The organism is Brevibacillus sp. HB1.4B (assembly GCF_013284285.1).
Taxonomy (GTDB): Bacteria; Bacillota; Bacilli; order Brevibacillales; family Brevibacillaceae; genus Brevibacillus; species Brevibacillus porteri.
In genome coordinates this window covers 497470-513086 of record NZ_JABSUT010000001.1, presented here as the reverse complement: position 1 = coordinate 513086, position 15617 = coordinate 497470, and the positions used below count along the sequence as shown (strand labels likewise).

Below are 15617 nucleotides of genomic sequence, written 5' to 3'. Positions count from 1 at the left end.
GTATCTCCACTCTCCTTGCTCTCTCTGGTATGTTAATTTTAGATTGAGTGAAACGATACAAACAATATATAATTTATGCAAAATCTATCTCAAATCGAGATAAATGGGTAAGGTGGGGGTATTCATGGAGCTACGACAGATTCAATACTTCATCGAGGTTGCCAAACGAGAGCACTTCACCGAAGCCTCACATCATTTGCACGTCGCCCAGTCTGCCCTCAGTCGGCAAATCGCCAATCTGGAGGAGGAGCTCGGTGTGTCGCTGTTCCTCCGCGAAGGTCGCAATATCAAGCTGACGGCAGTTGGAAAAATCTTTTTGCAGCACGTCGAAATGGCGATGAACGAAATCGAGAAGGCAAAAGAGAAGATTGAGGAGTTCCTCGACCCGTCATGTGGCACGATTCGTGTTGGTTTTACGAGCAGCCTCGCCGCCAATCCCCTGCCGACGGTCATCTCCGGTTTTCGAGCTCGGTATCCGGACATCGGGTTTCAATTAAAGCAAGGCTCTTATCAGGGGCTGATCGATTCGGTCATCAACGGTGAAATCGACTTGGCTTTTCTTGGACCTGTTCCCACTCAGGAAAAAAATGTGCGCAGCCACATCTTCTTCGCTGAAAATATCGTCGCGCTGCTGCCCGCGAAGCACCCGCTATCCAAGCAACCGAGCTTGCGTCTCAGTCAGTTGCAGGAAGATACTTTTGTGTTGTTTCCACCCGGTTTCATCCTTCGCAATATCGCTGTCAATGCTTGCTCGCAAATGGGCTTTTCTCCTCAAGTTGCTTTTGAAGGGGAAGACATCGATGCCATTAAAGGTTTGGTGGCGGCAGGCTTGGGCGTCACATTATTGCCAGAGCTTACATTAACGGATAACGTTCCCCGTGAGACAGTGAAAATCCCGATCAGTGAGCCGTTGGTGACGCGAACAGTGGGCATTATCATCCCCAACAACCGTGAGCTCCCCCCTTCTGAAAAGCTGTTTTATCATTTTCTGAAAGAGTTTTTTGATGTGCTGAGTAAGTACAGTTAAGGGGAAAGAATGGCAAACTACTGACAGACTGTTGTCAGTAATTGGTCCTTATAATCGGAAGTACCATCCATGTAAAGGAGGAACTTCGATGATGAGTCACAACCAAACCTTGCGGGGCTTTGCTACGATCAGTTATTGGGCGGATGATGTGCAGGCGGCAAAAAAGTGGTACACGGAACTACTGGGCATTGCACCGTACTTCGAGCGGTCTGGACCGGATGGACAGCTCGCCTATGTCGAGTTTCGCATTGGAGACTACCAGCACGAACTAGGCCTCATTGACCGCCGTTTCGCACCTGTTGCTGCGGTACCTGGTCCGGGGGGCGCTGTGATGTATTGGCACGTCGACGATATTGAATCCGTACTCGATAAGCTTTTATCCATGGGAGCAAGAGAGTACGAACCCCTGATCCAGCGTGGTGACGGATTCATAACGGCTTCGGTCCTTGATCCATTTGGGAATGTCCTCGGCATCATGTACAATGCACACTACCTGGAGATTTTCGGTTCGTTCCAAAAAGAGTAAGCAAAGACAAAGTCCTGATGAACAGTGGCATCAGGACTTTTGTGTATCTTCCTTACAGTCGCAGCCAGTAGCTTTTCACAAGTGTCTCCCCGTTTGAAAAGTCTTTCTCTATGGCTCGCGTAAATCCCAGGCGTTCGTACAATTTGATTGCGGATGCCATCATGTCTGTTGTATGGAGATGAAGCGTCGTTGCTCCTAGTCTTTCCATGCGATGGATGCTTTCCGCAATTAGCTGTGCTGCAATACCATGCCCCCTCGCTTTCGGTGAAACGGCCAGAAACCGTATGATGGGGGAATCGATGCCGAGTTCTGGCTTGGCATAAGCGGCTTCTGAGGAAACAAATAGCTGAACGCTGCCTACTATTTCGCTGTCCAAGACCGCAACGATGAAGGCGAGAGTCCTACTGTTTGTTACGGATTGCCTGATTTCTTCTTTATATCGCTCCCATTTCACGGTGGATAAATGCTGCTCATATTGCTGGTAGGCTTCGAGCAGATGCTCCTCAATCTGATCGCGGTCCTCGACTCTTGCATCACGAATGCATAGATTGCCTATGTGGATTCCTCTCATGCCTCACGCGCACTCCCATTCGATGAGTTAAAAGGCGGGTACGACGGCAACTCCGTATTTGTCCTCGATGAACTTTTTGACCTCGGCTGAAGTCAAAGCAGCGTCCAGCTTTTTGATTTCTTCCCGATTCTCGTCTCCTTTTCGCACCGTAATCACGTTCGCATAGGGGGAATTCGCACCTTCACGAAATAAAGCGCTTTTCGGATCAAGCTTTGCTTCGAGAACGATGTTCGTATTGATGACGGCTCCCGCGAGATCGGGTAGCACCCGGGGTAAGGTAGCTGCTTCTGCTTCTACTTCTACGAATTCCAGTTTTTTCGGATTATCTGCTATGTCTTTCGGAGTTGCGGCGTAATTGGTTAGACCGTCTTTTAACTTGATCCAGCCTTGTTCTTGTAACAGAATCAACGCCCGGTATTCGTTGGACGGGTTGTTTGGAATGCCGATTTTCGCACCTTCCTTGATTTCGTCCTTCGAACCCAATTTGTCCGAATAGAATCCGATTGGTTCCACGTGAACTTTCGTCGTGACGACAAAATCATAGCCTTGTTCATTTTTGACCGAATCCAAATACGGCACGTGCTGGAAGAAATTCGCGTCGATTTGCTTCTCTTTTAGGGCGGGATTCAGTTGCCCCTCGTCGTCTAGCACGACCACTTCCAAGTTCACCCCTTGCTCTTTGAGCTTTGGCTTGATGAACTCCAGTATTTCAGCATGCGGGACAGGCGCGGCTCCAACTTTCAAGGTGACTTCTTTCTTCGGTTCTGTCGCTTGACCCGTGCTGTTGCTAGAGGAGGCTGATGTTGAGCACCCTGCGACCGCCAAGCTAACAGCGGTAAATAATCCAACGATCATTACGAGACTCTTTTTCCCCATGCTTTCCACTCCCCTGGTTTCATACAGCTTGAATCCTTGCTTTATTCAAACTTGTAGCGTTTCTTATGGATCGCTTTGACGATCGAATCCCCTGACCATTGAATGACTTGGACAAGCAGAATGATAATGATCACGGTTGCGATGAGAACATCTTCTCGAAAACGTTGGTAGCCAAAGCGAATGGCCAAGCTGCCTAGTCCCCCAGCACCGATTGCCCCAGCTACTGCAGTAAATTCCGTAATGCCGATAATCCCAATCGTGACACCTCGCACTAAGGCTGGCATCGCTTCCGGAATGAGCACGCGGAAAATGATTGTGATGGGCGAAGCTCCGACGGATTTGGCTGCTTCCATCTTCCCTGCACTTACTTCCTTGAGTGAGTTTTCAATGATACGCGCCAAAAATGGTGCTGCACCAATGGATAAAGAGACAATAGCAGCTGTCGGCCCGAGCGAAGTTCCCACAATGAGTCTCGACAACGGCAGTAGCAACACGATCAGAATAATGAAAGGAAGAGACCGAACGCCATTTAATATTGACCCGATCACTTTACTCAGTTTTGGTGATTCGAGAAGGCCGCCCTTTTCCGTCACGACGAGGGTGATTCCCAAAACCATTCCGATCAAAAGAGCGAACAAGGATGACCAAAACACCATGTAAAGCGTCTCAAGTAATCCTTCCCATAGTAAGTCAACCAAATCTGCGTTCATATACCCGCCCCGACTCCTTCCATTACATGGCGCTTGTCACGGTAATAGTCGATAATATGGACAAATCGCTTAGCGGTATCACTTTCCGGATGAAGGAAAAACTTCTCCACACTCCCGGTCTCGACGATTCTGCCGTTTTCGATGACCGCCATGTTGTTGCATACGTGCTGAAGCACATCCAGCTCGTGCGTGATGAGCACAATCGTCAGCTTTAACTGGCGGTTGATCTCCTTCAACAGCTCCAGAATCGAATACGTCGTCTGCGGATCGAGCGCGGATGTCGCTTCGTCACTCAGCAGCAAATCAGGGGAATTGACCAGCGCCCTGGCTATCCCGACACGCTGCTTTTGACCGCCGCTAAGCTGGGACGGATATGTGTTTTCCTTGTCTCCGAGTTGTACGAGATCTACTATTTCTCTTACGCGCTGATGAATGTATGGCCTCGGATGACCAGCTACCTCCAAAGGAAAAGCGACGTTTTGATAGACCGTTTTTGCATCCAGCAGATGAAACTGCTGAAAAATCATGCCGATTTTCTGCCTTGCCTGTCGCAGTTCTTTCTCGGCTAAATCAGTAATCACTCTTCCTCCGATCTCAATCGTCCCAGAATCTGGCTCCTCCAGCCGATTAAGACAACGAATCAGGGTTGATTTACCCGCGCCTGAAAACCCGATGATCCCGAAAATATCTCCTTTTTCAATTTGTAAATGGATGTCCTGCAAAACAGGGATGTCTCCTTTTGAGGTTTTGTATGATTTCGTGAGGTTCTGGATGTTTACCATTCGTTCACCTGTCCTTTAATGCGCTAGCAGCCAGTTCGGCAAAATAATGAGCGCCAGGTAAAAGTGCCCGTTCATCCAGCGTAAATCCGGGATGATGCCATTCCTCGGTACCGGATGTACCGAAAAAAACGAAGGAGCCCGGTATTTTCAATTGATAGTAAGCAAAATCTTCTCCAGCAGCAGACGGATCGGGCGTTACGACTTGCAAGCCTACCTTTTTTGCTACATCGATGGACAGCTTCGTCAGCTTCTCGTCATTGTGAACAGGTGGTGGTCCTGCAAACCAGCGCAGATGAACTTTGGCACCATAGGCTGACGCCACTCCCTCGATAATCGCACGCAAGCGATCGGGAATTCGCGCACGTACCTCCTCTTGAAAAGTACGGATCGTACCGCCAAGAACGACTTTGTCAGGTATCACATTCCAAGTCGTTCCGCCGTGAATGGTCGTCACGCTCACGACAGCGTTATCCAACGGACTTACATTTCTACTGACAATCGATTGCAAAGCCGTGACGATTTGCGAAGCTGCCACGATTGGATCGACCCCAGCATGTGGGATAGCTGCGTGCGTACCGATCCCTTCCACATCGATCTCGAAGCCATCTACGCTCGCCATCAGCGGTCCCGATTTAATCCCGATGGTCCCGACTTCCAGATCAGGTTTATTGTGCAAGCCAAAGATCGCCTGAACCCCTTCCAGCGCGCCCCTCTCCACCAATTGCCTCGCACCTGTTCCTTTTTCTTCTGCGGGTTGGAAAAGAAGCCGCACTGTTCCTGCCAGTGTCTTTTCCTGTTGCTTCAATAGATAAGCAGCACCGAGGATGACTGCCGTGTGGAAGTCATGACCGCAAGCATGCATTTGCCCTGGGATTTTCGATGCGTACGGCAAGCCTGTTTCCTCTTGAATCGGCAATGCATCCATATCTGCGCGTAGGGCAATGATCGGCCCGCTATTGTTCACGCCTATTTCTGCCACTACGCCTGTTTGCAGCGGGAGATCGATGATACGAATATCCGCTTCCTCTAGCCATTCACGAATAGCGCGAGTGGTTTCGAACTCTTCGTAGGCAACCTCGGGATATTGATGCAATTGTCTACGTATCGCAATCAGCTTTGACTCCAGTTCGGTTGATCGTAATGCCTCTATGCCTGTTCCCACTGCACTATCTCCTTTCTGTCAATTGTTTGCTTCGGACCTGGAACCGATTGAGCGGCTTTTTCAAATGCAGATGATCTCGTAGCGTATCGCCCTCGTACTTGAGGCGATAAAGCCCTCTTTCTTGCAAAATCGGGATGACCTTGTCGACAAACACCTCCAAGCCATGCGGGAGAATCGGAGCGATGAACATGAATCCATCTGCCGCCCCTTGGGCAAACCATTTTTCCATCGCGTCTGCGATTTGTTCAGGGGTTCCGATCCATTCCCGATTGCTTCCTCCTTCAAGTAGCGCATACAACTGGCGCAAGGTCGGATTCTTTTCGCGAATCAGCTCTGTCATCCATTCGAAATGACTCTGGATGCCATTCTCTTCTGGAAAAATGACTTCCGCAGCTGGCGTATCGAGCGAATATTTGCTGAAATCGACTTTGCCTAAATAACCTGACAAAAATCGCAAGCCTTGTTCAGGAAGCAATAAGTCATGCAACTGCTCATAAATCGCCTCTGCCTCTTCCTTCGTATCCGCAATGATCGGGGAAATGCCTTGCAAAATGTGCAATTCATCTGGCGTGCGACCGTAATCAGGCAGCTTACTTTTCAGGCTGTGATAAAACTTCTTGGCACGCTCGAAATCTTTAACGTGCGAAAAGACGACTTCTGCTGTTCGTGCTGCCAGTCGTTGTCCTGGATCCGATGCTCCCGCTTGCACGATGACAGGCTGTCCTTGCTTGGACCTGCCGATATTCAGCGGTCCTTGTACGGTGTAATGTTGCCCTTTGTAATGAAGTCTGTGCATTTTTTCTGGATCAAAAAACACACCCGTCGCTTTGTCTTGCACAAATGCGTCATCTTCCCACGAATCCCACAAGCCCTGCACGACATCGATGAATTCTTCTGCTTGCATGTAGCGTTGATCGTGTGGAACATGGGATGTACGGCAGAAGTTGCGCCCCGTTTCTCCTGTTGCATCACCCGTTGTGACCATATTCCAGCCTGCGCGACCATTGCTGATATGATCGACAGAAGCGAACAGCCGAGCCAGATTGTAAGGCTCATGGTACGTGGTAGACGCAGTCGCGACGAGACCGATTTTGGACGTAGCCCCGGCTAAAGCTGCCAATAACGTGATTGGTTCAAAACGGTTGAGAATATTCGGATGCGAAGCTTCATTGACTGCCAAGCTGTCTGCAATAAAGGCGATGTCAAACTTCCCACGCTCTGCCGTCTGAGCCAGTTGCTTGTAATATTCGATGTCGATACTCGCATTTCTTTTCGCTGCCGGTAACCGCCATGACGCTACATGTATGCCCGTACCAACTAAGTAAGCGGATAAGTGAATTTGTCGCTTTTCCATCTGCTCTTCTCCCATTCGTTCGCGTTATGGTTTAGACTTAAACGATTGTTTAAAATCGTTCAGTTCTTCGACAGTTACTTGCGTCGGGATGTAGTTTCCTTTATACGTCTCCGTGATAAAATCCGATACGATTTGGGACTGGTAGATCGCCACCAGCTTTTTTACGTCCTCCCTGTTTGCCTTTTCTTTTGTCGTCGCAATTACGTTGATGTATGGCTTCGCCGTTTTGCTTTCGTGAAACACAGCGTCTTTTAATAGAAAACCAGCCTCGACTGCTACACCGTTATTGATAATGGAGGCCGCCACATCCTTCATGACACGAGGAGTCGTTGCACCATCGACAGGGACAATTTCTAAATGCTTGGGATTCGCCTTGATCTTATCCGCCCCGCCAAATCCATCGAAATTGTCCACGACTTGAATCAGTCCAGCCTCTTGGAGCAGTAGCAAGGCACGTCCCCAGTTGGAGTCATCGTTCGGTACGGCGATCTTTGCCCTGTCCGGTATTTCTTCGATTTTTTTGAACTTATCGGAGTAGATTCCGAGGGGTGCAATGATCGTGGAACCAACGGGCACGATTTGCGAGTTGTTTTTCGTATTGAATTGGTCTAAAAAAGCGACGTGCTGAAATGCATTGGCGTCGATTTCCCCATCGAGCAAGACGGTATTCGGATTGACATTCGCGTTGAATGAAACCAATTCAATTTGCAGTCCTTCTTTTGCCGCCTGCTCCTTCACGAAGTCCCACGTACGGCTTTCCGACCCGCGAATGCCGATTGTAAGCCCTGTCGGTTCCTCTGTTTTTCCGCAACCGACTGCGAGCATGGCTATCAAGGTGCATAGTAGGGTAAGCGCTACTTTTTTCATCGCTGGTTCTCTCCTGTCTCTTCTGTTGCCTTAGTTCCGGCGAATTTTACGGGCCAGCACGTTGCCGAATGATTGAATCCCTTGGACTAGCACGACGAGGATGACGACGGTCGCAACAATTGTCACGGTGCTGAACCGCTGATATCCGTATGTAATCGCCAAGTCTCCAATCCCTCCGCCACCGATTGCACCAGCCATGGCTGTGGCTCCAATTAAGCCGATGGTAGCTGTCGTGATGCTGAGAATAATCGACCCGAGTGTTTCCGGGATGAGAAAGCGAAAAATAATCTGTAATGGCGTTGCTCCCATCGCTTCTGCGGCTTCGATGATCCCTGCGTTTACTTCCAGCAAGGAGTTTTCCACCAAGCGAGCCATGTAAGGTCCGCTGTAGATGACGAGCGGCACAATCGCCGCTGTCGTGCCGATAGAGGTCCCGACAATCAGCCTCGTCAATGGGATAATTGCCACCAGCAATATGATAAATGGAACCGAACGAAGGACGTTGATGATCGGATTCAAGATCGAAAAAATCAACGGATTCTCTAAAATGTGGCCCTTGCGCGTGACCACGAGCAAAACTCCGAGTGGAAGGCCTATCAATGTCGCAAACACGAGCGATACGCTCACCATGTAAATCGTTTCGTATACGGCTTGGATGACTTGGTCGGATGTGACTTCCATCGTTATGAAATCTCCTTAACCGTGACGTTTTGTTGCAGGATGTATTGGTACGCGCGGGCAATTTCCCGTTCGTTGCCCTGCAATTCGACAATCAAGTTGCCAAATGGTACTCCTTTCAGCTCGGTGATGTTTCCGAATAGGACATGGACGTCACTGGCAAATCGCTTCGCTACTTGCGAGAGCATCGGTTGACCAGAGCTTTCTCCGATAAAACGAATATGGAGGATCTTGGATCTTCCTTGATTCGCTTCAAGAAGCTTGTAGACACTAGATGGAATGTCGTCACGTACCACTGATTTGACAAAATGGCGAGCCGTCTCTGTCTGAGGATTCGCAAATACTTCCAAGACATTTCCTTGTTCCACGACAGCGCCTTGCTCCATGACCGCAACACGGTTGCAAACCTCTTTAATGACATTCATTTCATGGGTAATCATGAGAATGGTGACGTTGTATTCCTCGTTCACTCTTGTGAGTAATTCCAGAATGGACGCGGTCGTTTGCGGGTCCAATGCCGAGGTTGCTTCGTCGCTCAGCAAAATGGACGGGTTGGTCGCCAGTGCACGTGCGATCCCGACGCGTTGCTTTTGTCCGCCGGATAGCTGATTGGGATAGCTCTGCGCTTTTTCTGTTAAGCCTACAAATGACAGGAGCTCGCCTACGCGTTCCTGGATTTCCTTGTGCGAAGTGGTTCCGAGGCGCAACGGCATGGCTACATTTTCAAATATGGTCTTCGTAGAGAGCAGATTAAACTGCTGAAAGATCATGCCGATGTTTTTCTTCAGGCTCCTCAAATGTTTGACCGACAAAACAGACAAATCATTCCCGTCGACAATCACTCTGCCAGATGTGGGCTGCTCCAATCGATTGACCGTGCGAAGCAACGTACTTTTTCCAGCGCCGCTTAAGCCAATCACACCGAAAATGTCGCCTTTGTGCACGTTCAGCGTAACACCTTTTAATGCCTCAATCGTCGCGCCGCCACTTTCATATGATTTATGGACTTCGTGAAACTCAATCATGCTCTCTATCGGTTCAATCTTCTTCCCGTTGGACGGAAGAGATGCATGTGTCTCCTCCCTAATCGCTTGTACGCTCCCCATGTTGATCCCCCCTACCGACTGACAATCGCGATTGTAACTGATCCAGTTCTGTATGAAGCAATGCTTCGTATTTGCCATCCCCGCCGATTTCCACCACCGGGACCAGGCGCGTGCCGTATTTGACTTCCAGCACATCGCGGAGCTCGTCTTTTCCTTCTACATCAATCCATTCGAAAGGGCGTTGATTCGCTTGTAAAATAGCCTTGACGTCTGTACAAAATGAGCACCCGCTTCTTCCCCATACAATCACTTTTTGTTTGGCTGACATGTACAACTCCTCCTTCTCCCCACGCTGTCTTCCGGCGCGATCCAAAAACAAAAAGACTCCCTACCCATTGGCAGGAAGTCTCCAGTTGTCTGGTCGACATTTTTAATTCACATCGGATTACTTGGGATATTATCATTCGCAGCTTTGCCACGTCAACAGCTAATTTCACTGCATAAACGATTACCAAGGATTGAAAAAGTCATTGACAATGAAATGGGGTTACCGATAAAATCCTAGCAAATAACTATGAAATTAGCCGACTGGACATCCAGAGGCCCCCTTTGTACATGAAAACGTACGATCAGGGGGCCTCTATTTTTTTTACTTTACGAATAGGAGCGAACAACAACATGACGCTAAAACTAAGCATTTTGGATCAGAGTCCCATCCAAGAAGGAGAAACGGCAACAGAGGCTTTTTTGCATACCATTGCCTTGGTCAAGAAAGCCGAAGAACTCGGCTATCACCGATTTTGGGTGTCTGAGCATCACGACTTAGATCATGTGGTCGGCTCATCACCAGAGGTGCTCATCGCCCATTTGCTGGCGAAAACAGAACGTATCCGTATCGGTTCCGGTGGAGTAATGCTACAACACTACAGCCCGTATAAAGTAGCTGAAAATTTCCATGTACTGGCTTCCCTGGCACCTGGTCGCGTCGATCTCGGTATTGGCAGAGCTCCCGGCGGGCTTCCGTTATCGACAAAAGCACTGCAACAGGAGAGCACAGGAACCAACCGAACTCTTGCAGAAAAACTTGAAGAACTCGAGCACTTTCTCCATGACGAGCTAATACCTGCGCATTCCCTTTATGGATTAAAAGTCATTCCGACTCCGCCCGAGCCTGCTGATCTATTCTTATTGGGTACCAGTATCGAAAGCGCAGAATTAGCTGCTTCCCGGGGTATTCCATACGTATTTGCCCTGTTTATCAACCATGATGAGACGGTGAGTCAAGCCGCCATGGAAGCCTACCGAAAACAGTTTCGTCCAGGCAGAATCGCCAATCCGCATGCACTGCTTGCCCTTTCTGTCATCGTAGCCGATACCGAAGAAGAAGCGGCTCAATTAGCAAAGGAAAGCAAGGTCGCCAAAATCCATTTGCAAAGCGGAAAAACCGTAACCGTCACCAGTCTGAAAAAGGCGGAAGAATTCGGGCTTCAATCCGTCGAGCCGTATACGATTGAGGTAAAGGAAGCGAATGTCATTCACGGAACGAAAGACACGGTACGTAAAAAGCTCATCGCCATCCAGGATCAGTACGACATCGAGGAAGTCATCATTACAGCACCTATCAAAGACTTTCAAAAACGAGTGCTGTCGTATGAGCGGTTGCGGGAAGCATTTTCGGAACTGACTGTTTCCTGATTGGCGCAAGACAGATTCAAAAATGAATTTATCGTGGCTGACCCGCTTGTGTGGATATAACGGGTCAGCTTTTTTCCTATCCTTCCCTTTTGTTCCAACCTGTTAAAAAATAGTTGGCACCATGCCCCCGTCTATACGGATTGGTGAACCTTTAAATGCGGTTGCATAAGGGCTGGATACGAATGCTACGAGCCTGCCTATTTCAAAAGGCTTGATAAACCGCTGTAATTCGGATTGGGGCAGGTTTGCTGCCATAAATTGCTTTTCTTTTTCCGAAAATGCCCTATCATCAGGAAACAAACGATCGATGATTTGATATACATTTTCGGAAAGCGTTGGTCCTGGCATGATTGTATTGGAAGTGACTTCCGTTCCTATGGTTAGTTTAGATAGACTTTTTGACAGTGATAATAGCATCGATTTCGTCATGCAATACTGAGGCATTTGCCCTGAAGGCATGATCGCTTCTTCACTTGCTATAAAGATGATTCGTCCATAATTGTTCTTCAACATGTTCGGTAAGTAAAATTTAGATAATCCATTAGCGGCAAGGACATTTGTTCGGAAGTATTTTTCCCATACTTCATCGTCAACGTCTTCATAGGACATGATTTCATAAATACCCAAATTGTTAACGAGAATATCCACGTTGGGATATTTCTCAAATATAGCTTCTCTTTGCAGCCTATCCACAATATCAGCCGTAGCATTCTGAGGAGAAGTAGCCGGGAATTGCGACTTCAATTCATGTACGATTCGTTCTACCTCTTCATCATTTCGTCCATTAACGAGGACATTGACGCCTTCTCTGGCAAGCTCTATGGCAATTGCTTTCCCAATACCTTTCGTCGATCCAGTAACGAAAGCAGTTTTGTTCCTTAATCCCATATCCATAACACTTGTCTCCTTTGTAGCCATTCACGGCAAGCTGACTAGAAGTTAATCTTGGAACATCCTTGTGCTCCGGATTGAGATTATCGTACTTTGTCTGGATCGTTCGGTAACTAGCGTACAACGCCAAATTTCTTGCTTTACCCGCCAAATAGTGAAACCGGGAAAATGGTAGCCCCGATTGGGACGGGTTAGCTTGGGAATTCTTTGACGGCGGGGTTGACCCTAAAGTATTCGGAACGCCAATTGGAAGGTGTATCGCCTTCCCAAAGGCGAAAGGCCCGGTAAAATGAGTTCTGATCTTCGTATCCAATTAAGAAAGCCACTTCTTTTATATCGAGCTTGGGGTCGGCCAAGTATTCTCGTGCCTGTTCATGCCGAGCCTGTGTCAACAGTTGCTTGAACGTTGTGCATTCATCCGTAAGACGGCGCTGCAAGGTACGATCGCTCATGCCCAACTCGCTGGCAACAGCTCGAATATCAAGGCGGCCTCCTGTTAGACTTCGCTTCAAGATCCACTTGACCATCTCCGCAATGGAATGACTGCACTGCTCATCCAATGATCGGTTCAATACAGGTGTCAATATCTCCAACAATTCTTTGTTATACGAAAGAAAGAGGCGGTCCAGATCGCGTCGATGGAGTGTTAATCGGTTAACGGTGGCACCAATCCGTATCGGGCAACCGAAGTAAGCTTCGAGAGCAGTGACATCCCCCATCGAGTGAGAAAATTCCACGGACTGTGCAGTTAAACGCGTGCCAGTGCCCCGTCGCCCAAGTTCTAGAAGAAAGGCTAGCGTGGTTCCAACCAAGACTGGTGGACCGGGTTGCTCGCTGTGCATCCACTCCAATTCGATTGTACAGCGCTCGCCCTCCTCTGTTATACGCAGCCTTTCCGGAGGGCACAGTTGTTTGTATCGGGCCATTCGATTAAGCGCGTCGCGATAGTCACGAGCATGGTAGGTCGCTAAAACAGTCGGTGGGTATTGTGCCGCTTCAAAGGTGGTGGAAAGCTTGATGATTCCCACAGCAGTATCACCAATTAGATCGGCGTATGTTTGCCAGATTCTGAAATATTGGGCAGTGGTGACTACAGCAGGTTCTGTAAAAATGGTGAGCGGCAGGCGCGCTCTGTGAGCTAGGTCGAGGGGGGCAATCCCTAGTTGTTGTAAACTCGCCCAAAATCCCGCCGGGAAATTTATACGGTCTGCTTTCATTACGTATGGATCTCCTTTAGTTGCTTACCGATTCGTTCCGATTATGATTAAGTATACAGGAAGGTGATCGTACCCGTTATTTTTGCTTTCCCATCGCTTTCATGATTTCTTCAATCCCATCTATTTTCGCTAAAGCCATCGGTCCAGGTAACGACGGGTCTGCCAATTCATAGACCCGGTTGTTTTTGACGGCGTTCAAGCTATTCCAGACGTTGCTTCCTTTCAAGGCCTCTTTCACTCCACCTTGGATCGGCGCTTGCCAATTATTGATGACGAACAGATGGTCTGGATTTAATTGAGCGAGGCTCTCCAATGAAAGCTGTCCATTTTCATTGGCCCCTTCTGTACGTCTCAAGCCAAGTCCATCATAAAATGGATCGAAACGTCCATCGTTCCAAGTAATGAACTGCTCTTTCCCTCTGTACATGATGAACATGACTGACTCCTGACTGCGAAAGGCGAGCTCTTCTTTGTATGCCGCCGATTTCCGATCAAACTCAGCTAGCACATTCGTAGCCTTCTCCTCTTTTCCAATAATGGCTGCCATTTGTTGTATGGTTTCACGCCAATCATCAGCCTGTGGCAAGATGACAGTGGGTGCAATTTGCGATAATTTTTCGTATTGGTCGCGAATGTCATCAGCGGCAATGATGACATCAGGCTGAGCAGCCAGCAGCTTCTCCAGATCAACCTCCATCCCCAGATCGATCATATTTTTATCCGCTACTCGTTTACTGAGACTGGGAAAATTCGCTGTAATCGTCGATACACCTTGGGCAGCAATCGGATACTCATCCAAAACGGCCAAATAGTCAACAAAAGCAATATACGGCGTTGCGATTTTTATTGGTTTTTCCTGAATGACCGTTTCACCTGATAGATGCGAGATCGTCCGTGGAAAAGCACTCTCGCTCTTTACAGGCGTTGAGTCTTGGTGTTCCTTTTGTTTGTTCGTAGTTGGTGCAGTTGTTTTTGGGCTCGCTCCTCCACTGCATCCTGTTATCATCAGAACGAAAATGATAGCAAGGGCCATAAAAACAGTACCTTGTCGCTGCATACTCCGTCTTCTCTCCTTTTTGAGGCTCTCCTACATAAAACATTATGTAAATGAGATTCGTTATCAACGCCCCAAATGATACTACTGGTCGGTCATCCATACTACCTGTAGACGGAATAGTTTGCTGGTTATCGGGATACTGAGCCTACCTACTTAGAGGAACGTCTCACGAATACGCTTGGATTGACTCCATATTTCTCCCGGAATGCTTCCGCAAAGTAGCTCGTATTCGTATATCCGATAGCACTCGAGGTTTCGGTCACATTCATTTCCCCTTGTTGAAGTAAAAATAAGGCTTTTTCTAACCTCTTTTCTCGCAAGTAGCCAAAAACGGTCGTACCAAACATTGCTTTAAAACCTGTCTTCAGCTTGTAGTCGTTTAAACCAATCATTCGGGACAGCTCAGGTAATGAAGGCGGGTCTACCATGCATTCCAACATGATCACCCTTGCCTGCGCGATCTTTTCTTTGTCTCTTTTCGATAAGGGAACAGACGCCGTTTCGCTATCAAGCAGAAAGGATTGAAACGCCATCGAAAGCAGTCCCAAAACGCCTGTTTCCATCTCAATCTTTTTCGTTCCCGGTTTGGCAACGTACTGCATCACACGCTGGAGGGCAACGGAAGCGGCAGGAGACAGCTTTTCCTGAAAGATACGAAACGATTGTTTTCCAAGAACTTGTCCGAATTCAATGGAACGCTGTCCATTCGACTCCTCCATAAAATGATGAAAGGTCGACACAGGAATACCGATGCCAAGCATGTAGAACGGCTCATTTCCAACATATTCAAACCTTGCTTCCACTTCTGACATGAATTGAAGCGAGCAAAGTCCTGGCAGCAGCTGGTGCTCTTTGCCTTGCACACTTATGCCTCTCTCCCCTTTTAAACAAAAATTAAGCTCTACCATAGGGCTTTTCGTAGATAGAGAGATGCTCTGTGATCGGTAAAATGTATAGTCGGATACAACCACTTCCATATCATACCGAGGAAGAAATCGACGAACATACCCCTCACCCACCTCTGGATGAAGGGTCAGTTTTGTTTTCTGATCCACATTTTGTGATTCCAGATTCATTCTGTCGAAAAAAAGATGAATGTTTTCTTGAATATTTGTAGAACTCAACTCTGTCCACCCCATCCGATGCGCAAAATGCATA

At 48.1% G+C, this 15617-nt stretch carries 17 protein-coding genes; 3 read left to right on the top strand and 14 right to left on the bottom strand.

What is annotated here, in order from left to right; all coding sequences use genetic code 11:
• Window positions 1–124: 124 nt before the first annotated feature.
• Window positions 125–1027: a glutamate biosynthesis transcriptional regulator GltC gene (gene gltC, locus HP398_RS02590; protein ID WP_017248361.1), complete on the top strand. Its 903-nt coding sequence runs from the start codon at window positions 125–127 to the stop codon at window positions 1025–1027.
• Window positions 1028–1118: 91 nt separating this feature from the next.
• Window positions 1119–1553, top strand: a complete 435-nt coding sequence (locus HP398_RS02585) for a VOC family protein (protein ID WP_173621952.1) — start codon at window positions 1119–1121, stop codon at window positions 1551–1553.
• A gap of 52 nt (window positions 1554–1605) precedes the next feature.
• Here HP398_RS02585 and HP398_RS02580 read toward each other — a convergent pair whose 3' ends face one another.
• From HP398_RS02580 to HP398_RS02535, 10 genes are read right to left on the bottom strand one after another with little or no spacing between them, the layout of a single operon-like run.
• Complete coding sequence (locus HP398_RS02580; RefSeq protein WP_173621727.1) at window positions 1606–2124, bottom strand: GNAT family N-acetyltransferase; 519 nt, start codon at window positions 2122–2124, stop codon at window positions 1606–1608.
• A 27-nt stretch (window positions 2125–2151) separates the two neighbouring features.
• Window positions 2152–3000: a MetQ/NlpA family ABC transporter substrate-binding protein gene (locus HP398_RS02575; protein ID WP_173621726.1), complete on the bottom strand. Its 849-nt coding sequence runs from the start codon at window positions 2998–3000 to the stop codon at window positions 2152–2154.
• A gap of 41 nt (window positions 3001–3041) precedes the next feature.
• Window positions 3042–3710, bottom strand: a complete 669-nt coding sequence (locus HP398_RS02570) for a methionine ABC transporter permease (RefSeq protein ID WP_017248357.1) — start codon at window positions 3708–3710, stop codon at window positions 3042–3044.
• Window positions 3707–4492, bottom strand: a complete 786-nt coding sequence (locus tag HP398_RS02565; protein ID WP_173621725.1) for a methionine ABC transporter ATP-binding protein — start codon at window positions 4490–4492, stop codon at window positions 3707–3709. The genes HP398_RS02570 and HP398_RS02565 overlap by 4 nt, the downstream gene beginning before the upstream one ends.
• Window positions 4493–4496: 4 nt before the next feature.
• Complete coding sequence (locus tag HP398_RS02560; RefSeq protein WP_017248355.1) at window positions 4497–5654, bottom strand: M20 peptidase aminoacylase family protein; 1158 nt, start codon at window positions 5652–5654, stop codon at window positions 4497–4499.
• 4 nt (window positions 5655–5658) lie between these two features.
• Window positions 5659–7008 (bottom strand): LLM class flavin-dependent oxidoreductase, encoded by a 1350-nt coding sequence (locus HP398_RS02555; RefSeq protein WP_173621724.1) that lies wholly within the window; start codon window positions 7006–7008, stop codon window positions 5659–5661.
• 24 nt (window positions 7009–7032) lie between these two features.
• Window positions 7033–7875 (bottom strand): MetQ/NlpA family ABC transporter substrate-binding protein, encoded by an 843-nt coding sequence (locus HP398_RS02550; protein WP_173621723.1) that lies wholly within the window; start codon window positions 7873–7875, stop codon window positions 7033–7035.
• Between the two features lie 30 nt (window positions 7876–7905).
• Entirely contained in the window at window positions 7906–8556 is a 651-nt protein-coding gene (locus HP398_RS02545) for a methionine ABC transporter permease (protein ID WP_173621722.1), read from the bottom strand.
• Window positions 8557–8558: 2 nt separating this feature from the next.
• On the bottom strand, window positions 8559–9578 hold the full coding sequence (locus HP398_RS02540) for a methionine ABC transporter ATP-binding protein (RefSeq protein ID WP_173621951.1): 1020 nt from the start codon (window positions 9576–9578) through the stop codon (window positions 8559–8561).
• Between the two features lie 58 nt (window positions 9579–9636).
• Window positions 9637–9927: a glutaredoxin family protein gene (locus tag HP398_RS02535; protein ID WP_173621721.1), complete on the bottom strand. Its 291-nt coding sequence runs from the start codon at window positions 9925–9927 to the stop codon at window positions 9637–9639.
• 350 nt (window positions 9928–10277) lie between these two features.
• On the opposite strand from HP398_RS02535, the gene HP398_RS02530 reads away from it, so the two are divergent.
• Window positions 10278–11294 carry an LLM class flavin-dependent oxidoreductase gene (locus tag HP398_RS02530; protein WP_173621720.1) on the top strand — a complete coding sequence of 339 codons (1017 nt, stop codon included), beginning with the start codon at window positions 10278–10280 and terminating at the stop codon, window positions 11292–11294.
• 102 nt (window positions 11295–11396) lie between these two features.
• On the opposite strand, the gene HP398_RS02525 is transcribed toward HP398_RS02530, so the two are convergent.
• The 4 genes from HP398_RS02525 to HP398_RS02510 form a co-directional block, all read right to left on the bottom strand.
• Window positions 11397–12188, bottom strand: a complete 792-nt coding sequence (locus HP398_RS02525; protein WP_173621719.1) for an SDR family NAD(P)-dependent oxidoreductase — start codon at window positions 12186–12188, stop codon at window positions 11397–11399.
• Between the two features lie 188 nt (window positions 12189–12376).
• Window positions 12377–13402: an AraC family transcriptional regulator gene (locus tag HP398_RS02520; protein ID WP_017248347.1), complete on the bottom strand. Its 1026-nt coding sequence runs from the start codon at window positions 13400–13402 to the stop codon at window positions 12377–12379.
• Between the two features lie 76 nt (window positions 13403–13478).
• Complete coding sequence (locus tag HP398_RS02515; protein WP_173621718.1) at window positions 13479–14459, bottom strand: ABC transporter substrate-binding protein; 981 nt, start codon at window positions 14457–14459, stop codon at window positions 13479–13481.
• Window positions 14460–14608: 149 nt separating this feature from the next.
• On the bottom strand, window positions 14609–15535 hold the full coding sequence (locus HP398_RS02510; protein WP_254475787.1) for a helix-turn-helix transcriptional regulator: 927 nt from the start codon (window positions 15533–15535) through the stop codon (window positions 14609–14611).
• Window positions 15536–15617 lie beyond the last annotated feature (82 nt).

Coding starts and splice junctions, on each gene's coding strand:
- HP398_RS02530 (WP_173621720.1), top strand. CDS start 10,278: ATGACGCTAAAACTAAGCATTTTGGATCAGAGTCCCATCCAAGAAGGA.
- HP398_RS02515 (WP_173621718.1), bottom strand. CDS start 14,459: ATGCAGCGACAAGGTACTGTTTTTATGGCCCTTGCTATCATTTTCGTT.
- HP398_RS02570 (WP_017248357.1), bottom strand. CDS start 3,710: ATGAACGCAGATTTGGTTGACTTACTATGGGAAGGATTACTTGAGACG.
- gltC (WP_017248361.1), top strand. CDS start 125: ATGGAGCTACGACAGATTCAATACTTCATCGAGGTTGCCAAACGAGAG.
- HP398_RS02555 (WP_173621724.1), bottom strand. CDS start 7,008: ATGGAAAAGCGACAAATTCACTTATCCGCTTACTTAGTTGGTACGGGC.
- HP398_RS02525 (WP_173621719.1), bottom strand. CDS start 12,188: ATGGATATGGGATTAAGGAACAAAACTGCTTTCGTTACTGGATCGACG.
- HP398_RS02545 (WP_173621722.1), bottom strand. CDS start 8,556: ATGGAAGTCACATCCGACCAAGTCATCCAAGCCGTATACGAAACGATT.
- HP398_RS02575 (WP_173621726.1), bottom strand. CDS start 3,000: ATGGGGAAAAAGAGTCTCGTAATGATCGTTGGATTATTTACCGCTGTT.
- HP398_RS02585 (WP_173621952.1), top strand. CDS start 1,119: ATGAGTCACAACCAAACCTTGCGGGGCTTTGCTACGATCAGTTATTGG.
- HP398_RS02550 (WP_173621723.1), bottom strand. CDS start 7,875: ATGAAAAAAGTAGCGCTTACCCTACTATGCACCTTGATAGCCATGCTC.
- HP398_RS02510 (WP_254475787.1), bottom strand. CDS start 15,535: ATGAATCTGGAATCACAAAATGTGGATCAGAAAACAAAACTGACCCTT.
- HP398_RS02535 (WP_173621721.1), bottom strand. CDS start 9,927: ATGTCAGCCAAACAAAAAGTGATTGTATGGGGAAGAAGCGGGTGCTCA.
- HP398_RS02540 (WP_173621951.1), bottom strand. CDS start 9,578: ATGATTGAGTTTCACGAAGTCCATAAATCATATGAAAGTGGCGGCGCG.
- HP398_RS02520 (WP_017248347.1), bottom strand. CDS start 13,402: ATGAAAGCAGACCGTATAAATTTCCCGGCGGGATTTTGGGCGAGTTTA.
- HP398_RS02580 (WP_173621727.1), bottom strand. CDS start 2,124: ATGAGAGGAATCCACATAGGCAATCTATGCATTCGTGATGCAAGAGTC.
- HP398_RS02565 (WP_173621725.1), bottom strand. CDS start 4,492: ATGGTAAACATCCAGAACCTCACGAAATCATACAAAACCTCAAAAGGA.